Raw genomic sequence first — 16,540 nt, forward strand, 5'->3', positions numbered from 1 at the left:
CATGACCACGTCCCTGCTTCCCCCGGGGCTGCTCGATGCGGCCGGACCCGGCGTGGCGGACCACCTGGCCGCCTTCGGCCCGCTGCCGCCTGCCGACGCGATCGAGCTCGCCGCGGCCGCGGGGCTCACCGGCCGCGGCGGCGCCGGCTTCTCGACGGCGGTCAAGCTCCGCTCGGTCACCGCCGCCCGGCGCCGGCCGGTGGTGATCGCCAACGGCGCCGAGGGCGAGCCGGCCGCGGCCAAGGACGCCGTCCTGCTCGCCCGCGCTCCGCACCTGGTGCTCGACGGGCTGCAGCTGGTCACGCGGCGGCTCGACGCCAAGAAGGTCGTCCTCGCCGCGCCGCCGGAGCTGCTGCCGGGGCTGGCCGATCGCCTGGCCGAGCGGCCGGACCTCCCCGCGGTGCGGCTGCACCCGGCCGACGACCGGTTCCTGGCCGGGGAGGAGTCCGCGCTGGTCGCCGCCGTCGAGGGTGGCGCGCCGCTGCCCCGCGCGAAGGTCGTACCGATCCGCGAGCGGGGCGTCGGCGGCCGGCCCACGCTGGTGCAGAACGTGGAGACGCTGGCCCGCCTGGCGCTGCTCGCCCGCGGGGAGAGCGGCGCGGCGCACCGTCTGCTCGTCACGCGGCGCCCGGCGACCGGCCGCGCCGACGTCGTCGACGTCGCGCTGGGCACGCCGCTCGGCGCCGTCCTCCCGATCGACGCGGACGTGCGCGCCGTCCTGGTCGGGGGCTACCACGGCACGTGGCTGCCGGCCGCCGTGGCGGAGGACCTGCCGCTCGACCGTGCCGGCCTCGAGCCGGTCGGCGCGACGCTCGGCGCGGGCGTGCTGGCCGCGCTGCCCGGCGACCGCTGCGGGCTGCGGGAGACCGCCCGCGTCGTCGGCTGGCTGGCCAAGGAGTCGGCCGGCCAGTGCGGGCCGTGCCTCAACGGGCTGCCCCGCATCGCCGCCGGCCTCGACGTCCTGGCCCGGCCCGGCCCGGCGCCCGGCGAGCTGCTCACCGACGTGTGGCGCTGGTGCGGCCTGATGGAGGGACGCGGCGCGTGCCGGCACCCCGACGGCACCGTGCGGCTGGTCGCCAGCGCGCTCGGGGTCTTCGCGGCGGAGCTGGCGCTGCACCGGCAGGGGCGCTGCAGCGCGACGACCGACGTCCCGTTCCTGCCCGTTCCCGGAGGCGCCCGGTGACCCGGCTGCTCGTCGATCCGGTCGCCTGCACCGGGCACGGCCTGTGCGCCGAGCTGCTGCCGGAGGGCATCGCGCTGGACGAGTGGGGGTTCCCGCTGCTCGCCGCCGGCGAGGTGCCGCGCGAGCTGCTGCGCCGCGCCCGGTCGGCGGCGGCCGGCTGCCCCACCCGCGCCCTCCGGCTGCGGTAGGTCAGACCCGGACGCGGTCCGCCGCCACCTGCGCGTAGACCTGCGCGTGCACGCGCTGCACGGCGGCGCGCTGCCCCTCCCGCCACGCGCGGTCGGCCGGCCGGGGCATCGGGCGGGCCAGCGCCGCCCCGACGGCGACGGAGAGCGAGACCGGGTCGAAGCCGCGCTCCTCGTCGTTGCCGTACGTCACGACGTCGGACCACTGGTCGGCGAACCAGCCGCAGCTCGGCGCCACCACTCGGGTGCCGACGTCGCGGCAGACCTCCAGGTCCCGCGAGTGGGTGCCGCAGCGCTCGGCGAGCACCGCGACGTGCAGCTGCTGCAGCTCGGCGACCCATCCCGCGTCGTCGGGTGCGACCAGCTCCAGCGCGCCCTCGGCGGCCAGCCGGGAGACGCCGGGCACCGCGTCGTCGGGATCGCCGGGGACGCCGAGCAGCACCCGCAGCCGCCCGCCGCCGGACACCGCCCCGGACAGCGCCGCCCGCACGAGGCCGGCCGGGTCGGGCACCGCCGGGGACGGGCAGCGCAGCAGCAGGCCGACCAGCCCGCGCTCGGCGCCGAGGTCGGGGCGCAGGACGGCGAGCGAGGGGTGGGCGACGACGATCGCCGTCCGGCCGTACCGGTCGGCGATCTCGTCGGCGGCGCCGGGCGTGAGGGTCAGGACGACCTCGGCGGTGGCCAGCAGGGCGGCCAGGTGGGCGTCGTGGCGGATCGGCAGCGGCTCCGCGGGCACGCGCAGCTGGTGCACGGTCACCACCAGCGGGATCCCGAGCCGGCGGACGGTCTCGGTCCAGCCCTCCAGCGCCGCCACCGGCAGGTGCCCGTAACCGCCGTGCACGTGCAGGACGTCGATGTCGCGCGCGTGCGCGGTCAGGTACGCGGCGTCCAGCCAGGGGCTGGGCTCGGCGGCCGGACCGACGCGGACCACGCCGGGCGGCAGGACGGCGTCCACGTAGGGGTCGGCGAACGGGACGGCGGCGACCCGCGGCACCGGTTCGGACGGCCCGACGACGGACACGGGGGCGCTCCTCCTGCGGTCGTGCACTGCTCCGCAGGAGGAGGTGCAGATCGACGGACCGGCCCGCGGATGTCGAGCCGACGCCAGGATCGGCTACCCCGCCCGCCGCGCTAACGAAACCGGACAGACCCGATCGAGTGAGCGACGTCTCAGACCGCTGCGTGGGCCCCCGTGTGCCGCCGGACCCGCCGCGGCTTCGGCGCGAGGACCCAGCCGGCCGCGCCGGTGGCGACGACGGCCACCGACATCAGCGCGAACGCGATCGTCGGCGGGTCGTTCCAGTCCAGCGTGTCGGCGAACCGGATCAGCGACACGATCACCAGGGCGCCGAACACGGTGTAGGCGATCGCCGCCGTCCGCAGCCGGCGCAGGTCCCCGGCCACCGAGGCGAGCGCCGTGGCCAGGCCGAACGCGATCAGCCAGGCCGCCACCACGCGCGCGGTCAGCGGCGTGAGCGTCCACGGCCACAGCCGCCCCGCCGTCGTCGGCGCGCCGTAGAGGGCGATCCCGGTGACCGTGAGCGCGAGGGACTCGAGCCCCAGCGCGACCCGCAGGACCAGCGGGACCGGCCGGCGCGCCGGCGGGTCGATCCCGGGCGCGCGCTCCTGCAGCACGAGCAGCACGAGCATCGTCACCGGGACGACGAGGTAGACGCTCAGCCAGAACCAGGCCGCGGCCTTGGCGAGGAAGCCGCTCGCGGCGAACTCCGCCATGAAGTGGAACCGGTCGAGGTGGATCAGCGTCGCGATCAGCGTCAGGACGACGAAGGTGAGGATGGTCAGCACCGCGACGCGGCTGTCCACCCACACCGGGTCGCGCAGCGACAGCACCACCAGGACGAAGCCGGCCGCGTAGCCGGCGCCGAGGAACGCGGCGGTCAGCGGCGGCTGGATCGTCCACGCGAAGCAGTCGGCGGTCCGGCCGGCCATCACGTACAGCGCGGCCACGGCCAGCGCGGTCAGCACGCAGAAGGCGACGAGCAGGACCTGCATGCCCGGGGACATCCGGCGGATGCGTTGGGAACGGGCCGGTCGGGAAGTGACAGCGTCCACGAGAGCTCCCGCTCGTCGAACCCCCGTGCGGCGGATCGGGTGGGGCCATGCTCCACCCGCCGCCGGACGGTGTCACCGGGATGAGGACCCCTTCCTCACCTGAAGTCCTCCGGGGTGAACGCCCGCGGCTCCACCAGGACCAGCCAGTTGCCGGAGACGTCGCGCATCACGGCCTCCACGCCGTAGGGCCGGTCGCTGGGCTCCTGGAGGAACTCCACGCCCTTCGCGGAGAGCTCCTCGTAGGTCTTGCGGCAGTCGTCGACCCGCAGGCCGAGCCCGCCCTGGCCGCCCTTCTCCAGCTGGCGTCGGACGAACGCGGCGGCCTCCTCGTCCAGCGGCGGCCCGGGCGTCATGAGCGTGATCTCCAGCTCCGGCTGGCTGGGGTGCCCGACGGTCACCCAGCGAAAGCCCTCCCCCATCGTGATGTCCGTGCGCATGGTGAAGCCGAGGACGTCGACGTAGAAGTCGCGCGCCTCGTCCTGGTCGAGGCAGTAGAGGGTGATGAGCGAGACGTTCGTGATCATGCGACCAACGCTAGGGCCGCGGACCGGGGGCGGGCTTCTCCCAGATTGCTCGATCGGCCGGACCGGTCTCGGCGGGGTCGAGCACCCCGCGCATGAACAGGAAACAGCCGGGGACGTGCGGCCCCCCGCGGGCGGCCCAGCGGTCGCGGTAGGCGGTCGGGCTCTCGCCGACCAGCTGCCGGAACCGCGAGGAGAACGAACCGAGGCTGGCGAACCCGACGACGACGCAGATCTCGGTCACCGTGAGGTTGGCGTGGCGCAGCAGGTCCTGCGCGCGCTCGATCCGCCGCCGCGTGAGGTAGCGGATCGGCGTCTCCCCGTAGGTGGCCTCGAAGCAGCGGGCGAAGTGGTACTTGGAGACCCCGGCGACCGCGGCCAGCGCGTCGAGGTCCAGCGCCTCGGCGTAGCAGCGGTCGATGTGGTCGCGGGCCCGGCGCAGGTGCACGAGCAGGGCGCGGCCCGGCGTCCGCACCGCCGTCCCCGTCACGGGGGGAGACTACGGCGGCGGCTGGTCGCGGCCCGCCCGGGCCGCGGCGTAGGCCGGGGCGCGGAAGCGGGCCATCGGACCGTCCGGCACGAGGCCGTGCGGCGGGTGCCGGACGGCGTCGAAGCGCACGTCCGCGTCGAGCGGCTCCCGGGGCCCGGTCAGGGTCAGCCGGCCGAACGGGCGCCACGGCCCCTGCCTCCGCGCCGCGCGCAGCGTGAACCGCAGGGGTTCGCGGCCCCGATCCGGCAGGGCGGCCAGGAGCAGCGTCCCCGCGTCGGAGCGGTAGCCCATGATCGAGGTGTAGGCGGTGGCCGGCCGCAGCCGCGGCACGGGGACCATCCGCAGCAGCGGCGCGGTCGCGGTGCTGCTCAGCAGCAGGTCGACCGGTTCGCCGTCCGCCCCGCCGGGGACGCGCACGGCCAGGCCGAGCAGGTCCGGCCACGGCTCGGGCAGCCCGATCCCGCGGGAGAGGCGGACGACGGCCGCGTCCCGCCCCGGCTCGTCCAGCCACGGCACGCCCACCGGCTCCCCGCCGGTCCCGCGCTCGAGCTGCCCGTCGAACACCGCGCCGCGCGGATGCATCGGTCTGTCCTGCCGCCACCGGGCCAGCGCGCCCAGCGGCACCCCGGCCAGCCGCCCCGCCGCGCGCGCCGGCGACGGCCCTCCGCGCGTCCGCTCCGCCACGTGGCCGCCATACCCGGGCGGTGCCCCGGGTCACGCGGGAAGGGCGCCGGGTGCCAGCTCGGCGGAAGCTGCCGAGAGGACGAACCGGTCCGGGAGTGTCGACGGGCGAAGTCTGCGCATTCGGCGGCCGAGGTTCGGGGAGATCTGCCCGCCTCCAGCCGGTGACACGGAACAGTCCGGCGCTTACGTTGAGTACATGCTCTCGACGCTTCTGGTCATCGGTGGGGTGCTCGTCGGGCTGATCGTGCTGCTCGCCGTCATCGTGGGCCTCTCCGCCCGCCCCACCGCGAAGCGTGCCACCACTTCGGCCGCGCGCACCCCGTCGTGGGTCGTGGACGCCGGTCGTCCGCACCCCGACGCGTGGGCGCCGCTGTCGAACACCAGCACCGAGATCCGCGCGATCCGGTGACCCCCCAGGCGCCGGCGTCCCGGCGGCTGCGATAGCGCGCCGCCGGGACAGTCCGGGCCGGGTGAGGTGATGGAACGGCCCCGCTGCAGGGTCCCGCCGCGAGCGTGCGAGTGGCGGGTGTAGCGGGGTCCTTTCAGTAAGCGCTCACGTCCTCGAAGTACCGCCGCGGGTTGGTGACCAGCATCGTCTCGATCTGCTCGTCGGTGACCCCGCGCTCGCGCACGTAGGGCAGCACGTCGTCGAGGATGTGCGTGTAGTGCCACTGCGGCAGCAGATCCATGACGCCGGGCGCCAGCCAGTCGAGGTAGCAGCTCGCGTCCTGGGACAGGACCATCCGCTCGGCGTAGCCCCGGCGGCACATCTCGATCAGGGTGTCCGCGCGGGCCTCGAACGTCGTGTCGAGGTTGATCCCGAACCGGTCCATGCCCAGCAGGAACCCGGCGTCGGCCAGCTCGCACAGGTGGTCGACGTCCGTGGTGTCGCCGCTGTGTCCCAGGACGACGCGTCGCGGGTCGACCCCCTCGTCGGCCATCACCTTCTGCACCTCGAGGCCGGTCCGGTCGCCGGGGTGGGTGTGCACGGTGATCGGTGCGCCGGTGCGCCGGTGGGCCTTGGCGACCGCGCGCATCACCCGCTCCACCCCGGGGGTCATCCCCTGGGTGTCGATGGCGCACTTGAGGAAGGCCGCCTTCACGCCGGTGCCGGCGATGCCGTCCTCGATGTCGCCGACGAACATGTCCACCATCGGGTCGGGCCGGTCGGTCCTCGAGCCGGCGCCGCGGTAGTGGAAGAAGAACGGGACGTCGCCGTAGGTGTAGCAGCCGGTGGCGACCACGATGTTGAGGTCCACCTGCTCGGCGATGCGCTGGATCCGCGGGATGTAGCGGCCGAGCCCGATCACCGTCGGGTCGACGATCGTCCGCACGCCGCGGCCGGCGAGCTCGTTCAGCCGGCGCACCGCGTCGGCCACCCGCTCGTCCTCGTCGCCCCACTCGCCGGGGTAGTTCTGCTGGACGTCCGCGGTCAGCACGAACACGTGCTCGTGCATGAGCGTCCGTCCCAGCTCGGCGGTGTCGACGGGGCCACGGACGGTCTCGACCTGCGGCACGGTTCCTCCACTTGCTCGGGGGCCGCCGGGCTCCGCTGCACGGCGGTCGCGCCTGCACCCTGTCACGCGTCACGAAGCGGTCACGACCGTCTATCTGCGGGGGCGCCGCTCCGTCATCATCAAGGCATCGATCGCGGGTCCGGAACCGTCCGGATCCGGGACCTGCGCCGGTCCTCTCTCCGCCCGAGGGGGGCCGGGGGGAAGCGGGGTCAGCGGTGGCCAGAAGGCGTCATCCCCGGTTGCGAGCCCTGGCGCTGCTCCTCGTCGCCGTCCCCCTGGCCGGCATCCTCATCGCCGCCGCCCTGACGCCCTGGGTCGTCGGTCCGGGGCTCGCGGCGCGGTCCTCCGCCGACCTGCTCAGCCCGCTGCCGTCGGCCCTGGGCGACCACGCGCCGGCGGGCAACAGCGTGCTGCTGGCCGCGGACGGCTCGGTGATCACGAAGTTCTACACGAACAACCGGACCCCCGTGCCGTCGGACCGGATCGCCCCGGTGATGAAGCAGGCCCTGGTCGACATCGAGGACGCCCGCTTCTACGAGCACAACGGCCTGGACGTCGAGGGCACCGTGCGGGCGCTGGTGTCGAACGTGCTGGCCGGCTCGGTGCAGGAGGGCGGGTCGACGATCACCCAGCAGCTGGTCAAGCAGACCCTGCTGCAGACCGCCTCGACGGCGGAGGAGCGGCAGGCCGCCACCGAGCAGAGCATCGGGCGCAAGCTGCGGGAGGCGCGGCTGGCCCTGTCGCTCGAGGAGAGGTACTCCAAGGACGAGATCCTCACCCGCTACCTCAACCTCGTGTACTTCGGCGAGGGCGCCTACGGCGTCCAGGCCGCCGCGCGGCGCTACTTCAGCGTCGACGCCGCCGACCTCTCCGTCGTCCAGGCCGCCCTGCTCGCCGGGCTGGTGCAGACGCCGACCGTCGACGACCCGCTGGTCGACCCGGACGCCGCGCGGACCCGCCGCAACCAGGTGCTGGAGCGGATGAACAAGCAGGGCCACCTGCCGGACGAGGAGCTGCCCAAGCTCTCCGCCGAGCCGGTGACCGTCGCCCCGAGCCCGCCGCCGCCCAACGGCTGCGTGGCCGCGACGATCGGCGGGTTCTTCTGCGACTTCGTGCAGCGCCACCTGACCCAGACCCTGGGCATCCCGCAGGCTGAGCTGGAGAACGGCGGCCTGACCATCAAGACCACGCTGCGCCCGGATCTGCAGCGCTCCGGCGACGCCGCCGTCCTGGCGACGCTGCCCATGGGCGACCCGCTGGCCGACATGTTCACCGCCCTCGAGCCGGGCACCGGCGCGGTCCTCGCGATGAGCGTCAACCGCGTCTTCGGCTACGACGCCAACGACCCCGCCCAGGAGTCGGTGGACCTCAACCTCGCCGCCAGCCAGGGCGCGGGCTCCACGTACAAGGTCTTCGTCGCCGCGGCCGCGCTCGAGCAGGGCATCCCACCGTCGTTCGTGCAGACGACCAGCAACCCGTACGTCTCGCACGTCTACAAGGACGGGGCGGCGCCCTACACGGTCGAGAACGTCGGCAGCAACTACCCGCCGACGCTGACCATGACCGAGGCGCTCATCCGGTCGTCCAACACCTACTTCGTCGCGCTGGAGGACCGGCTCGGCAGCGTCGAGGGCCCGGTGCGCACCGCCCAGAAGATGGGCCTGTTCTCCCTCGACCCGGTCGCCGACCAGGTCATCGCCGAGAACCGGGGCTCGTTCACCCTCGGCGCCGAGGCGACCAGCCCGATGGCCCTGGCCAGCGCCTACTCGACCCTCGGCGCCAACGGCACCCAGTGCGACCCCGTCCCGGTCACCGAGGTCCTCGACGCCGACGGCAAGCCGCTGCGCAACGCCGACGACAAGCCGTACGACACCGGGTGGCACTGCACGCCCGAGGCCATCCCGCCGGCGGTCGCGACGACGCTGAGCAACATCCTCATCGGCGACACCGCGCTCCCGATCGGCACGGGCACCCGGGCCGCCATCCCCGGCCACGACATCGCCGGCAAGACCGGCACCAGCCAGGACCGCTTCTCGATCGCCTTCGTCGGGTTCACGCCCCGCTACGCGGCCAGCGTCATGGTGCTCAACCCGAAGCGGAACCAGGACGTCGGCACCTTCGGCGGCGGCCGGGGCGCGCAGGTCTGGCACGACGCGATGGCGCCGATCCTCTCCGCCGAGCCGAAGGCGCCCTTCCCGCCGCCGGGGATCCCGCTGCCCCCGCTCGGGCCGCCCCCACCCGACCCCAACCGCGCCGGCGGCTGAGTCAGCTCCCTTGCAGCAGCTCGGCGGCCCGCTCCCCCACCAGCACCGCGGTCGCGGCCGGCCCCCGCGAGGGGACCCAGGGCAGCACGGACGTGTCGGCCACGCGCAGCCCGCCGACGCCGCGCACCCGCAGCCGCTGGTCGACCACGGCCCCCGGGTCGCCGTCCGGGCCCATGCGCGCCGTCCCGGACAGGTGCACGGCGGTGCCCACGTGCCGGGCGATCCACCGGTCGAGACCGCGGTCGTCGGCGAGGACGTCGTCCGGCAGTCCGGTGCGGACGGCGCCCATTCCCGTGCACGCCAGCAGCTCGGCCGCCAGCCGGACGCCGTCGCGCAGCCCCGCCCGGTCGGCCGCCTCGGTCAGGTAGCGGTACTCGAGCCGGGGCGGCGCCGCCGGGTCGTCACCGGCCAGGCCCAGCCGACCGCGGCTCTCCTCCCGCTGCAGCGCCACGCGCAGCACGAGGTCGTCGCCGCCCGCCGGGAGCCCGACGGCGGAGAACGGCCGCAGCCACGGCTGGATCTCCAGGTCCCCGGTGTTCAGCGCGCTGTGCAGCGGCGGCAGCCCCGGGACGTCGGGGAGTGGCCGGGCCGGCGCGTACCGGACGTAGACGTCGGGGTGGTCGGTGAAGTCGGCGCCGACGCCGGGCGAGTCGGCGACGACGGCGATGCCCGCGGCCCGCAGCGCGCCGGCCGGGCCGATGCCCGAGCGCAGGAGCAGGTGCGGCGAGCCGACCGCGCCGGCGCTGAGCACCACCTCGGCGGCGCGGAAGACGCCGGCGTCGGTGTCCACGCCCACCGCGCGCCCGCGGTCCACCAGGACGCGGCGCACCCGCACCCCGCCGCGCACGGTGAGGTCGGCGCAGCCGCGGCGCGGGGAGAGGTAGGCCATGGCCGCGTTCACCCGGACGCCGTCGGCGACGTTGCACGGGATCGGGCCGTAGCCGGGCCGCCCGCCGTCGGCGTTCTTGTCCGGCTCGGCGGGGAAGCCCAGCTCCGCGGCGGCCTGCGCGAACGCGTCGGCCAGCGGGTGCCCGGCCGCGGGGCGCCGCACCGGCACCGGCCCGTCCGCGCCGTGCTCGGGCCGGTCGCCGAAGTCGGCGTCGGCCTCCAGCCGGCGCAGCGCCGGCAGCACCGCGGCGTAGGACCACAGGTCGTTGCCGGCCGCGGCCCAGCCGTCGAAGTCCGCGCGCGGCGCCCGGACGAAGTAGCCGCCGTTGACCGCGCTCGACCCGCCCACCACCCGGCCGCGCCGCACGTGGGCGGTCACCTCGTCGGTGAGGACGGCGCGCAGCTCCTCCGTGGCCGGGTGCCCGGGCGCCACGGCGGCCAGCGAGGCGGCGCTGCGCAGCTCGGGCGGGAAGTCCTCCGGGCGGGCGTGGTCGGCGCCGGCCTCGAGGAGCAGCACCCGCCGGCCGGCGTCGGCCAGCCGCGCGGCCAGCGCGCACCCGGCCGAGCCGGCGCCCACGACCAGCACGTCGTGCTCAGCCATCGAGCCCCAGCACGCCCGGCAGGTCCAGCCGCCGCACCTTGCCGGTGGAGGTCCGCGGCAGCTCCGCGACCCGGTGCAGCTCCTTGGGCCGCTTGGCCGGCCCGAGCCGCTCCCGCGCCCAGGCCCGCAGCCCGTCCGGCGCCGCCGTCCCGACGTAGGCCGCCGCCACCCGCTGGCCCCAGTCCTCGTCGGGCAGCCCGAAGACCGCGCTCTCCACCACGTCCGGGTGCCCGTCGAGCACCGCCTCGACCTCCGCGGGGTAGACGTTCACGCCGCCGGAGATGACCAGGTCCTCCCGGCGGCCGTCGAGCCACACGAAGCCGTCGTCGTCCACCCGGCCCAGGTCCCCGACCGTGACCCGGTCGTCCCGCCAGGCCGCGGCGGTCTTGTCGGGCGCCCGCCAGTACTCGAAGCGGGCCCACCGGGGCACCCGGCACCACAGCTGCCCGCGCTCGTCGGTGGTGATCTCCCTGCCCGGGCGGGCCCGCCCGACCGTGCCCGGGTGGGCGAGCCAGTCGCCGGGCGGGCACACGGTGAACTGCGCCTCGGTGGAGCCGTAGAACTCGACCACGGTGTCGGGTGGGAGGGCGTCGAGCACCGCCCGCTTGAGCGGCTCGGGGCACGGCGCGCCGGCGTGCGCGAGCAGCCGGAACGAGGACCAGTCGACGTCCTGGTCGAGCAGCCGCCGCAGGTGCGTCGGCACGCAGAACGCGGTGGTCGGCCTCTGCGCGGCGATCGCTGCGGCGGCGCGGGCGGCGTCGAACGGCCCCGGCAGGACGACGTCGCCGCCGGCCAGCAGCGTGTGGATCGCGAAGCGCAGCGGCGCGGAGTGGTGCAGCGGCGAGAGCACCAGGTGCCGATCGCCGGGCGCGAAGCCCCAGAGCCCGCTCTCCTCGCCGGCCAGTGCGCGGGCGTCGTCCTCGGCCAGGACGCCGGACCACACGCCCTTGCGCCGCCCGGTGGTGCCGGAGGTGTAGTGCATCGGCCGGGCCAGCGGCACGTCGGCGAGGTCGGCCTCGGCCTCGCCGGTGAGCAGCCGCTCCGGCGCGGCGCCCACGTCGAGCGCGGGGTCGGCGTCCTCGGCGAGCGCGGCCCGTTCGGCGGCCGGCAGCGCCGGGTCCAGGACGACGGGGACGACGCCGCTGCGCAGCGCCCCGAGGACGACGGCGAGCAGGGCCGGCGAGGCCGCGGCGCCGACCAGGAGCCGGTCCCCCGCCCGCACCCCGGCGGCGGCCAGCGCGGCGGCCGCCCGCCGCTGGTCGCGGGCGCTCCCGGCCGCGCGCACCACCGTCATGCCAGCCGTACCGCCTCGCCGCCGGTGTCCTCCACCCGGCCGTCGGCGCGCAGCTTGGCCAGCGTGGCGCGGGTCGACTGGGCCGCGGCCGGCCACACCTCGCGGGGATAGGCGGCGTAGATCGTCTCGACCAGCCGGTCGACGGTGCAGGGGCCGGCGGCCAGCGCCTCGAGGATCTGCGCCTCCCGGTAGGCGCGGTGGGTCAGGTAGAAGTCGAGGACGGCCGTCGGGTCCTCGGTCAGCTCGGGGCCGTGGCCGCAGTAGAGGGCGCTGGGGCCGAGGTCGTGCACCCGGCGCAGCGACTCCAGGTACGCGACGACGTCCCCCTCGGGATGGGTGACCACCGACGTGCCGCGGCCGAGCACGTGGTCGCCGACCAGCACGGCGCCGGACTCCAGCCGGAAGGCCAGGTGGTCGGCGGTGTGCCCCGGCGTGGCGACGACGCCGACCGTGGTGCCCGCCAGCGCCAGCCGCTCCCCCGCCTCCAGCACCCGCCCACGGGGCCCGGCGACGTCGGGGCGGGCCGCGGCCACCTGGGCGCCGAGGCGGGTGCCCCACGGCTGGGCCGCCTCGGCGTGGTCGCCGTGGTGGTGGGTCACCAGCACCGCGACGCAGCGGGCGTCGCGGGCGGCCAGCGCCGCCTCGACCGCGGCGAGGTGCGCGGCGTCGTCCGGACCGGGGTCGACGAGCACCGCCTGCCCGCTGCCCAGCGCGCCGACGACGTAGGTGTTGGTGCCGTCGAGGGTCATGCCGGACGGGTTGGGCGCCAGCACGCGGGTGACCAGCGGCTCCAGCTCGGCGGTGCGGGGCATCGCGCCGAAGGCCGGCAGGTCCCAGGTGACGCGCGGGTCGGACGGGGCATCCACGCGCCGCACGGTAGCCGCGCGGGCCGTGCGGCGTCCGCCCGGCCGCTAGCCTGCCCGCATGCGCCGAACCCTGACCCTGTGCCGGACCGGGCTGGCCGGAGTCGCCGCCGTCGTACTGCTCACCGCGTGCAGTGGCGGCGACAGCAACGACTCCGCGTCCTCGTCGAGCGCGTCGGAGACCACCACCACGTCGAGCGCGACCTCGTCGGGCGCCGCCGACCCCGAGGCGGCCGCGTTCTGCCAGCAGGTCACCGAGGTCTTCGGCCAGCTGCAGACGGCGTCCAGCGACCCCGCCCAGGCCGGGGCGGTGCTGCAGCAGGTGGTCGATGCCGTCGACCAGGTCGACCCGCCCGCCGCGATCGAGCAGGACTGGGCCGCCCTCGGCGACGCGCTCCGGCAGCTGCAGACGACCGCCGCCACCCTCGACCTCTCCACTCCCGAGGGGCAGGCCCAGTTCGAGCAGGCCGAGCAGCAGGTGACCGCGCAGGTGAGCGAGGCGCAGTCGAACGTGTCCAGCTACGTCGTCTCCAACTGCACGTCGCTGCCGACCTCCGCCGCGCCCACCAGCTGACCGGCCCCCGGACGACCGCGGCCCGCTCCCTCGTCGCGAGGGAGCGGGCCGCGGTGCGGAACCGGGATCAGCAGCCGCTGATGGCCACGCCGCGGGCGCGCAGCCAGGGCGCCGGGTTCACCGCGCCGCTGTACATGGCGCCGTTCGGGTGCACCTCGAAGTGCAGGTGCGGGCCGGTGGACTGACCGCGGTTGCCGACCTCGGCGATCTGCTCGCCGGCCGAGACCCGCTCGCCGGCGTTGACGAAGTAGCGGTTGACGTGGCCGTACACGGTGACCGCGCCGTCGTCCCCGAGGATGTAGACGGCCAGCCCGAACCCCGTCGCCGGCCCGGCCCGCTTCACCACACCGGAGGTGGCCGCGTAGATCGGTGTCCCGATGGGCGCCGCGATGTCCTGGCCCAGGTGCCGCACGCCCCAGCGGGCGCCGAAGCAGCTGGAGGTCCGCCCGGCCGCCGGGAGCACGTAGCCGGAGCTGTTCGGGGAGGCGCTGGCGGCGCCGGCCGCGGCCTCGGCCTGGGCCTGGGCGCGGGCGGCCGCCTCCGCCGCCGCGCGCTCCTCGGCCTGCTTCTGCGCGACCCACTGGTCATAGGCGTTGCGGGCGCCCTGCAGCTCCAGCAGGTGGATCTGCGCGTCCTGCAGCTGCTGCTCGTAGGCGGCCTTCTGCGCGTTCACCTGGTCGAAGGCGGCCTGCTGGGCCGCGAGCTGGGAGTCCGCCTCGGCCTTGGCCGCCTCGGCCTGCTCCTCGGCGGCGGCCATCTGGTCCCGGGCCGAGCGCGCGGCCGAGTCGGCGTTGGCCTGCTGGACCCGGGCGACGTCGAGCTGGCCGAGGACGTCGAGCTGGTTGTCGGCGACCCAGTCCAGCATGGCCGCGCGCTGGACCAGCTCGCCCGGGCCGCCGGAGTCCAGCAGGGTGGCGGCACTGGTGAGCGCGTGCCCGTCGATGTAGCTGTCCCGGGAGAAGTCGGCGATGCGGTCCTCGGCGGCGTGGACGGCGTCCTCGGCGGTCTGCAGCTCGGCCGCGGTGCGGTCGGCGGCGTCCTGCGCGATCTGCAGCGCCTCGGCGGCGGCCTCGTAGGCGGTGCCCGCGGCCTCGGCCTGCAGGGCGTAGCGCTCCAGCTCGCCCTCGGCCTGGGCGACGAGCCCGGCGATGCGGCCCACCTCGGCCGCGGCGGCCTGCTGGGCGGCGGCGGCGTCGCTGATCTGGTCGTCGCTGGGGTTGGGCGGGGGTGCCGGCACGGCCAGTGCGGTTCCGGCCGAGGCGACGACGACCAGACCGGTCACGACGCCGACCAGCGCGGTCCGGAGTGCACCGAGGCGGTGCCGCATGAGGTGCTCCCTGGGGAAGAGGGACATTCGAGCCCGAGGAGAGTCGCACCGGTCACCGGCTGTCACAGGTGCAACACGCGGCACGCCCGCCACGCTCGAGGCCAACTGTTACGGCCTGCATCGGCAGATAACGAAATGTGCTTGAGGGCGGCCCGTGCGGGCTTTCGGTACAGCGGTACGGAAAGTGCGTCAGGCGCGGGTGCTCAGCGGGTGCTCAGCGGGTGCCCTCGCTCGCCAGGTCGGCGATCTGGTCGACGTTGTCGGCGTCGACGATGCCGGGCCCGGTCAGCACCGGCTGCCCACCGCCCACGGTGTTGAGGTTCTGCGCGTACAGCTTGAGCATCACGATCGGCAGGTAGCCCTGCTCGTACTGCTGCTGGTCGACGGCGAAGGAGATCGAGCCGTCCTGGATGCCGTCGATGACGTCCTGGTTCAGGTCGAAGGTGGCGACCTCCGCGTCCGAGCCGGCGTCGCCGACCGCGGCCACCGCGACGGCCGCGACGGCGGAGTTCAGGGTCAGGACGGCGTCGATGCGCGGATCGCCCTGCAGCTCCGAGGTGATCGTCGACTGCGCGGCCTGCAGGTCGTCGATGTCCACCTGCAGCGGGACCACCTCGCTGCCCAGGCCCTGGGAGGCGCCGTCGCAGCGCTTCTCCAGGCCGATGTTGCCGGCCTCGTGCAGGACGCAGAGCACCCGCGTCGCGCCGTCGGCCTTCAGGCGCCGGCCGGCGCCCTGGCCGGCGATCGTCTCGTCCTGCCCGACGTGCCCGATGGCGCCGAACTCGGCGGAGCGGTCGCCGCCCGAGTTGATCGTCACGACCGGGATGCCGGCGTCGACGGCCGCCTCGATGGGTCCCTCCAGCGCGTCCGGGTTGGCCATGGAGACGACGATGCCGTCGACGGCCTGGTTGACCGCGGCGTCGATCAACTGCGCCTGGCGCTGCGGATCGCTGTCGCTCTGGTAGTCGACGGTGACGCCGAGGTCCTCCCCCGCCTGCTCGGCCCCGTTCCGGACGACGTCCCAGAACGCGTCGCCGGCCGAGCCGTGGGTGATGACGGCGAAGGACAGCTCGCTCGACCCGCCGCCGGCGTCCTCGCCGCCCCCGCCGCTTGCGGAGCAGGCGGCCAGCACCAGCGGCGCGGCCACGGCGAGCGCCAGCAGGCGCGGGGGTCGGGCCATCGTTCGCACGTGGGTCAGCGACCGACGAGCGTCGTCTCGAAGTCGTAGCGCGAGGCGCGGTAGACGTGCCGGCCGAACTCGATCGGCACCCCCTGGTCGTCGAACGCGGTGCGCTGCATGGTGAGCAGAGCGGCCCGGGGCGGCTCGTCCAGCAGGCGCCCCTCCTCGGCCTTCGCCAGCCGGGCGCCGATCCGCTGGTGCGCCACCCGCAGGTGCACCCCCTGGCCGCGCAGGTACTGGTAGAGCCCCCGCTCGGAGAGGTCCTCCGCCGTGGGCGTGAACCGGCCGGGCAGGTAGTTGGTCATGAGGGCGAGCGGCTCGCCGCGCGAGTACCGCAGCCGGTGGACGACGACGACCTCCGCGCCCTCCTTCAGGTCCAGCTCGGTCGCGATGTCGGCCGGCGCGGGCACCCGGTCCAGCGAGAGCACCGTCGTCGTGGGCTCCTCGCCCGACCGGGCCAGGTCCTCGTAGAGGCTGGTGAGCTCCACCGAGCGGCGCACGTGCGGCTGGATGACCTGGGTGCCGACCCCGCGCTTGCGGACCAGGAGGCCCTTGTCGACCAGTTCCTGCACGGCCCGCCGCACCGTGGGCCGGGACAGCCCGTACCGCTGGGCGAGCAGGATCTCGTTCTCCAGCCGCGACCCGGCCGGCAGCGCCCCGCCGGTGATGGCGCCCTCGATCTCCCGCGCGAGCTGGAAGTACAGGGGCGTCGGGCTCGAGCGGTCGATCTCGAACGTCAGCGCGGGTGCCACGGACTCCTCCCGGAGGGGGCTGGGCCCTGCCGGTCGGCGGCGAGGGAACGCCCCCGATGATCGCAGACCGCGGACCCTCGCGTGACTCCCTGTCGCCTGTTTGAGCTGATGAGAATATGTAAGGACAAAGTCTTGACAGGCAGA

At 75.5% G+C, this 16,540-nt stretch carries 17 protein-coding genes; 5 read left to right on the plus strand and 12 right to left on the minus strand.

Annotation, left to right across the window (positions count from 1 at the left end; translation table 11 throughout):
* Position 1: 1 nt before the first annotated feature.
* Positions 2–1,183: an NADH-ubiquinone oxidoreductase-F iron-sulfur binding region domain-containing protein gene (locus AB3388_RS25510; protein WP_495408119.1), complete on the plus strand. Its 1,182-nt coding sequence runs from the start codon at positions 2–4 to the stop codon at positions 1,181–1,183.
* Positions 1,180–1,371, plus strand: coding sequence for a ferredoxin (locus tag AB3388_RS25515; RefSeq protein WP_495408120.1), 192 nt, complete (start codon positions 1,180–1,182; stop codon positions 1,369–1,371). The genes AB3388_RS25510 and AB3388_RS25515 overlap by 4 nt, the downstream gene beginning before the upstream one ends.
* 1 nt (position 1,372) lies before the next feature.
* Here the strand turns inward: AB3388_RS25515 and AB3388_RS25520 are convergent, their stop codons facing one another.
* From AB3388_RS25520 to AB3388_RS25540, 5 genes are all read right to left on the minus strand, one after another.
* On the minus strand, positions 1,373–2,389 hold the full coding sequence (locus tag AB3388_RS25520; RefSeq protein ID WP_495408121.1) for a glycosyltransferase: 1,017 nt from the start codon (positions 2,387–2,389) through the stop codon (positions 1,373–1,375).
* A 149-nt stretch (positions 2,390–2,538) separates the two neighbouring features.
* Positions 2,539–3,381 carry a hypothetical protein gene (locus tag AB3388_RS25525; RefSeq protein ID WP_495408122.1) on the minus strand — a complete coding sequence of 281 codons (843 nt, stop codon included), beginning with the start codon at positions 3,379–3,381 and terminating at the stop codon, positions 2,539–2,541.
* Positions 3,382–3,536: 155 nt separating this feature from the next.
* The gene (locus AB3388_RS25530; RefSeq protein ID WP_495408123.1) at positions 3,537–3,965 is read right to left on the minus strand and encodes a VOC family protein; all 429 of its coding nucleotides are present in this window, start codon (positions 3,963–3,965) and stop codon (positions 3,537–3,539) included.
* A 10-nt stretch (positions 3,966–3,975) separates the two neighbouring features.
* Positions 3,976–4,452, minus strand: a complete 477-nt coding sequence (locus tag AB3388_RS25535; protein WP_495408124.1) for a helix-turn-helix transcriptional regulator — start codon at positions 4,450–4,452, stop codon at positions 3,976–3,978.
* A gap of 9 nt (positions 4,453–4,461) precedes the next feature.
* Positions 4,462–5,136, minus strand: coding sequence for a phosphodiesterase (locus AB3388_RS25540; protein WP_495408125.1), 675 nt, complete (start codon positions 5,134–5,136; stop codon positions 4,462–4,464).
* A gap of 196 nt (positions 5,137–5,332) precedes the next feature.
* On the opposite strand from AB3388_RS25540, the gene AB3388_RS25545 reads away from it, so the two are divergent.
* Complete coding sequence (locus tag AB3388_RS25545) at positions 5,333–5,545, plus strand: hypothetical protein (RefSeq protein ID WP_495408126.1); 213 nt, start codon at positions 5,333–5,335, stop codon at positions 5,543–5,545.
* 133 nt (positions 5,546–5,678) lie between these two features.
* Here AB3388_RS25545 and AB3388_RS25550 read toward each other — a convergent pair whose 3' ends face one another.
* Complete coding sequence (locus AB3388_RS25550; protein ID WP_495408127.1) at positions 5,679–6,653, minus strand: phosphotriesterase family protein; 975 nt, start codon at positions 6,651–6,653, stop codon at positions 5,679–5,681.
* A gap of 239 nt (positions 6,654–6,892) precedes the next feature.
* Here AB3388_RS25550 and AB3388_RS25555 point away from each other — a divergent pair, with 239 nt between their 5' ends.
* Positions 6,893–8,917: a transglycosylase domain-containing protein gene (locus tag AB3388_RS25555; protein ID WP_495408128.1), complete on the plus strand. Its 2,025-nt coding sequence runs from the start codon at positions 6,893–6,895 to the stop codon at positions 8,915–8,917.
* 1 nt (position 8,918) lies between these two features.
* Here AB3388_RS25555 and mftG read toward each other — a convergent pair whose 3' ends face one another.
* Genes mftG through AB3388_RS25570 form a run of 3 tightly spaced genes read right to left on the minus strand, consistent with a single transcriptional unit; the run spans position 8,919 to position 12,566 of the window.
* Entirely contained in the window at positions 8,919–10,406 is a 1,488-nt protein-coding gene (mftG, locus tag AB3388_RS25560; RefSeq protein WP_495408129.1) for a mycofactocin dehydrogenase MftG, read from the minus strand.
* On the minus strand, positions 10,399–11,700 hold the full coding sequence (locus tag AB3388_RS25565; protein WP_495408130.1) for a class I adenylate-forming enzyme family protein: 1,302 nt from the start codon (positions 11,698–11,700) through the stop codon (positions 10,399–10,401). Before AB3388_RS25565 ends, mftG begins: the two co-directional genes overlap by 8 nt.
* Positions 11,697–12,566, minus strand: coding sequence for an MBL fold metallo-hydrolase (locus tag AB3388_RS25570; RefSeq protein WP_495408131.1), 870 nt, complete (start codon positions 12,564–12,566; stop codon positions 11,697–11,699). The genes AB3388_RS25565 and AB3388_RS25570 overlap by 4 nt, the downstream gene beginning before the upstream one ends.
* Positions 12,567–12,624: 58 nt before the next feature.
* Between AB3388_RS25570 and AB3388_RS25575 the strand changes: the two genes are divergently transcribed.
* Positions 12,625–13,137 (plus strand): hypothetical protein, encoded by a 513-nt coding sequence (locus AB3388_RS25575; RefSeq protein WP_495408132.1) that lies wholly within the window; start codon positions 12,625–12,627, stop codon positions 13,135–13,137.
* 67 nt (positions 13,138–13,204) lie between these two features.
* Here the strand turns inward: AB3388_RS25575 and AB3388_RS25580 are convergent, their stop codons facing one another.
* The 3 genes from AB3388_RS25580 to AB3388_RS25590 form a co-directional block, all read right to left on the minus strand.
* Positions 13,205–14,464: a M23 family metallopeptidase gene (locus AB3388_RS25580; RefSeq protein WP_495408133.1), complete on the minus strand. Its 1,260-nt coding sequence runs from the start codon at positions 14,462–14,464 to the stop codon at positions 13,205–13,207.
* Positions 14,465–14,678: 214 nt separating this feature from the next.
* Complete coding sequence (locus AB3388_RS25585; protein ID WP_495408134.1) at positions 14,679–15,644, minus strand: sugar ABC transporter substrate-binding protein; 966 nt, start codon at positions 15,642–15,644, stop codon at positions 14,679–14,681.
* 14 nt (positions 15,645–15,658) lie between these two features.
* Positions 15,659–16,396 (minus strand): GntR family transcriptional regulator, encoded by a 738-nt coding sequence (locus tag AB3388_RS25590; RefSeq protein ID WP_495408135.1) that lies wholly within the window; start codon positions 16,394–16,396, stop codon positions 15,659–15,661.
* Between the last annotated feature and the right edge of the window lie 144 nt (positions 16,397–16,540).

The organism is Geodermatophilus sp. SMS 5-13 (assembly GCF_059428245.1).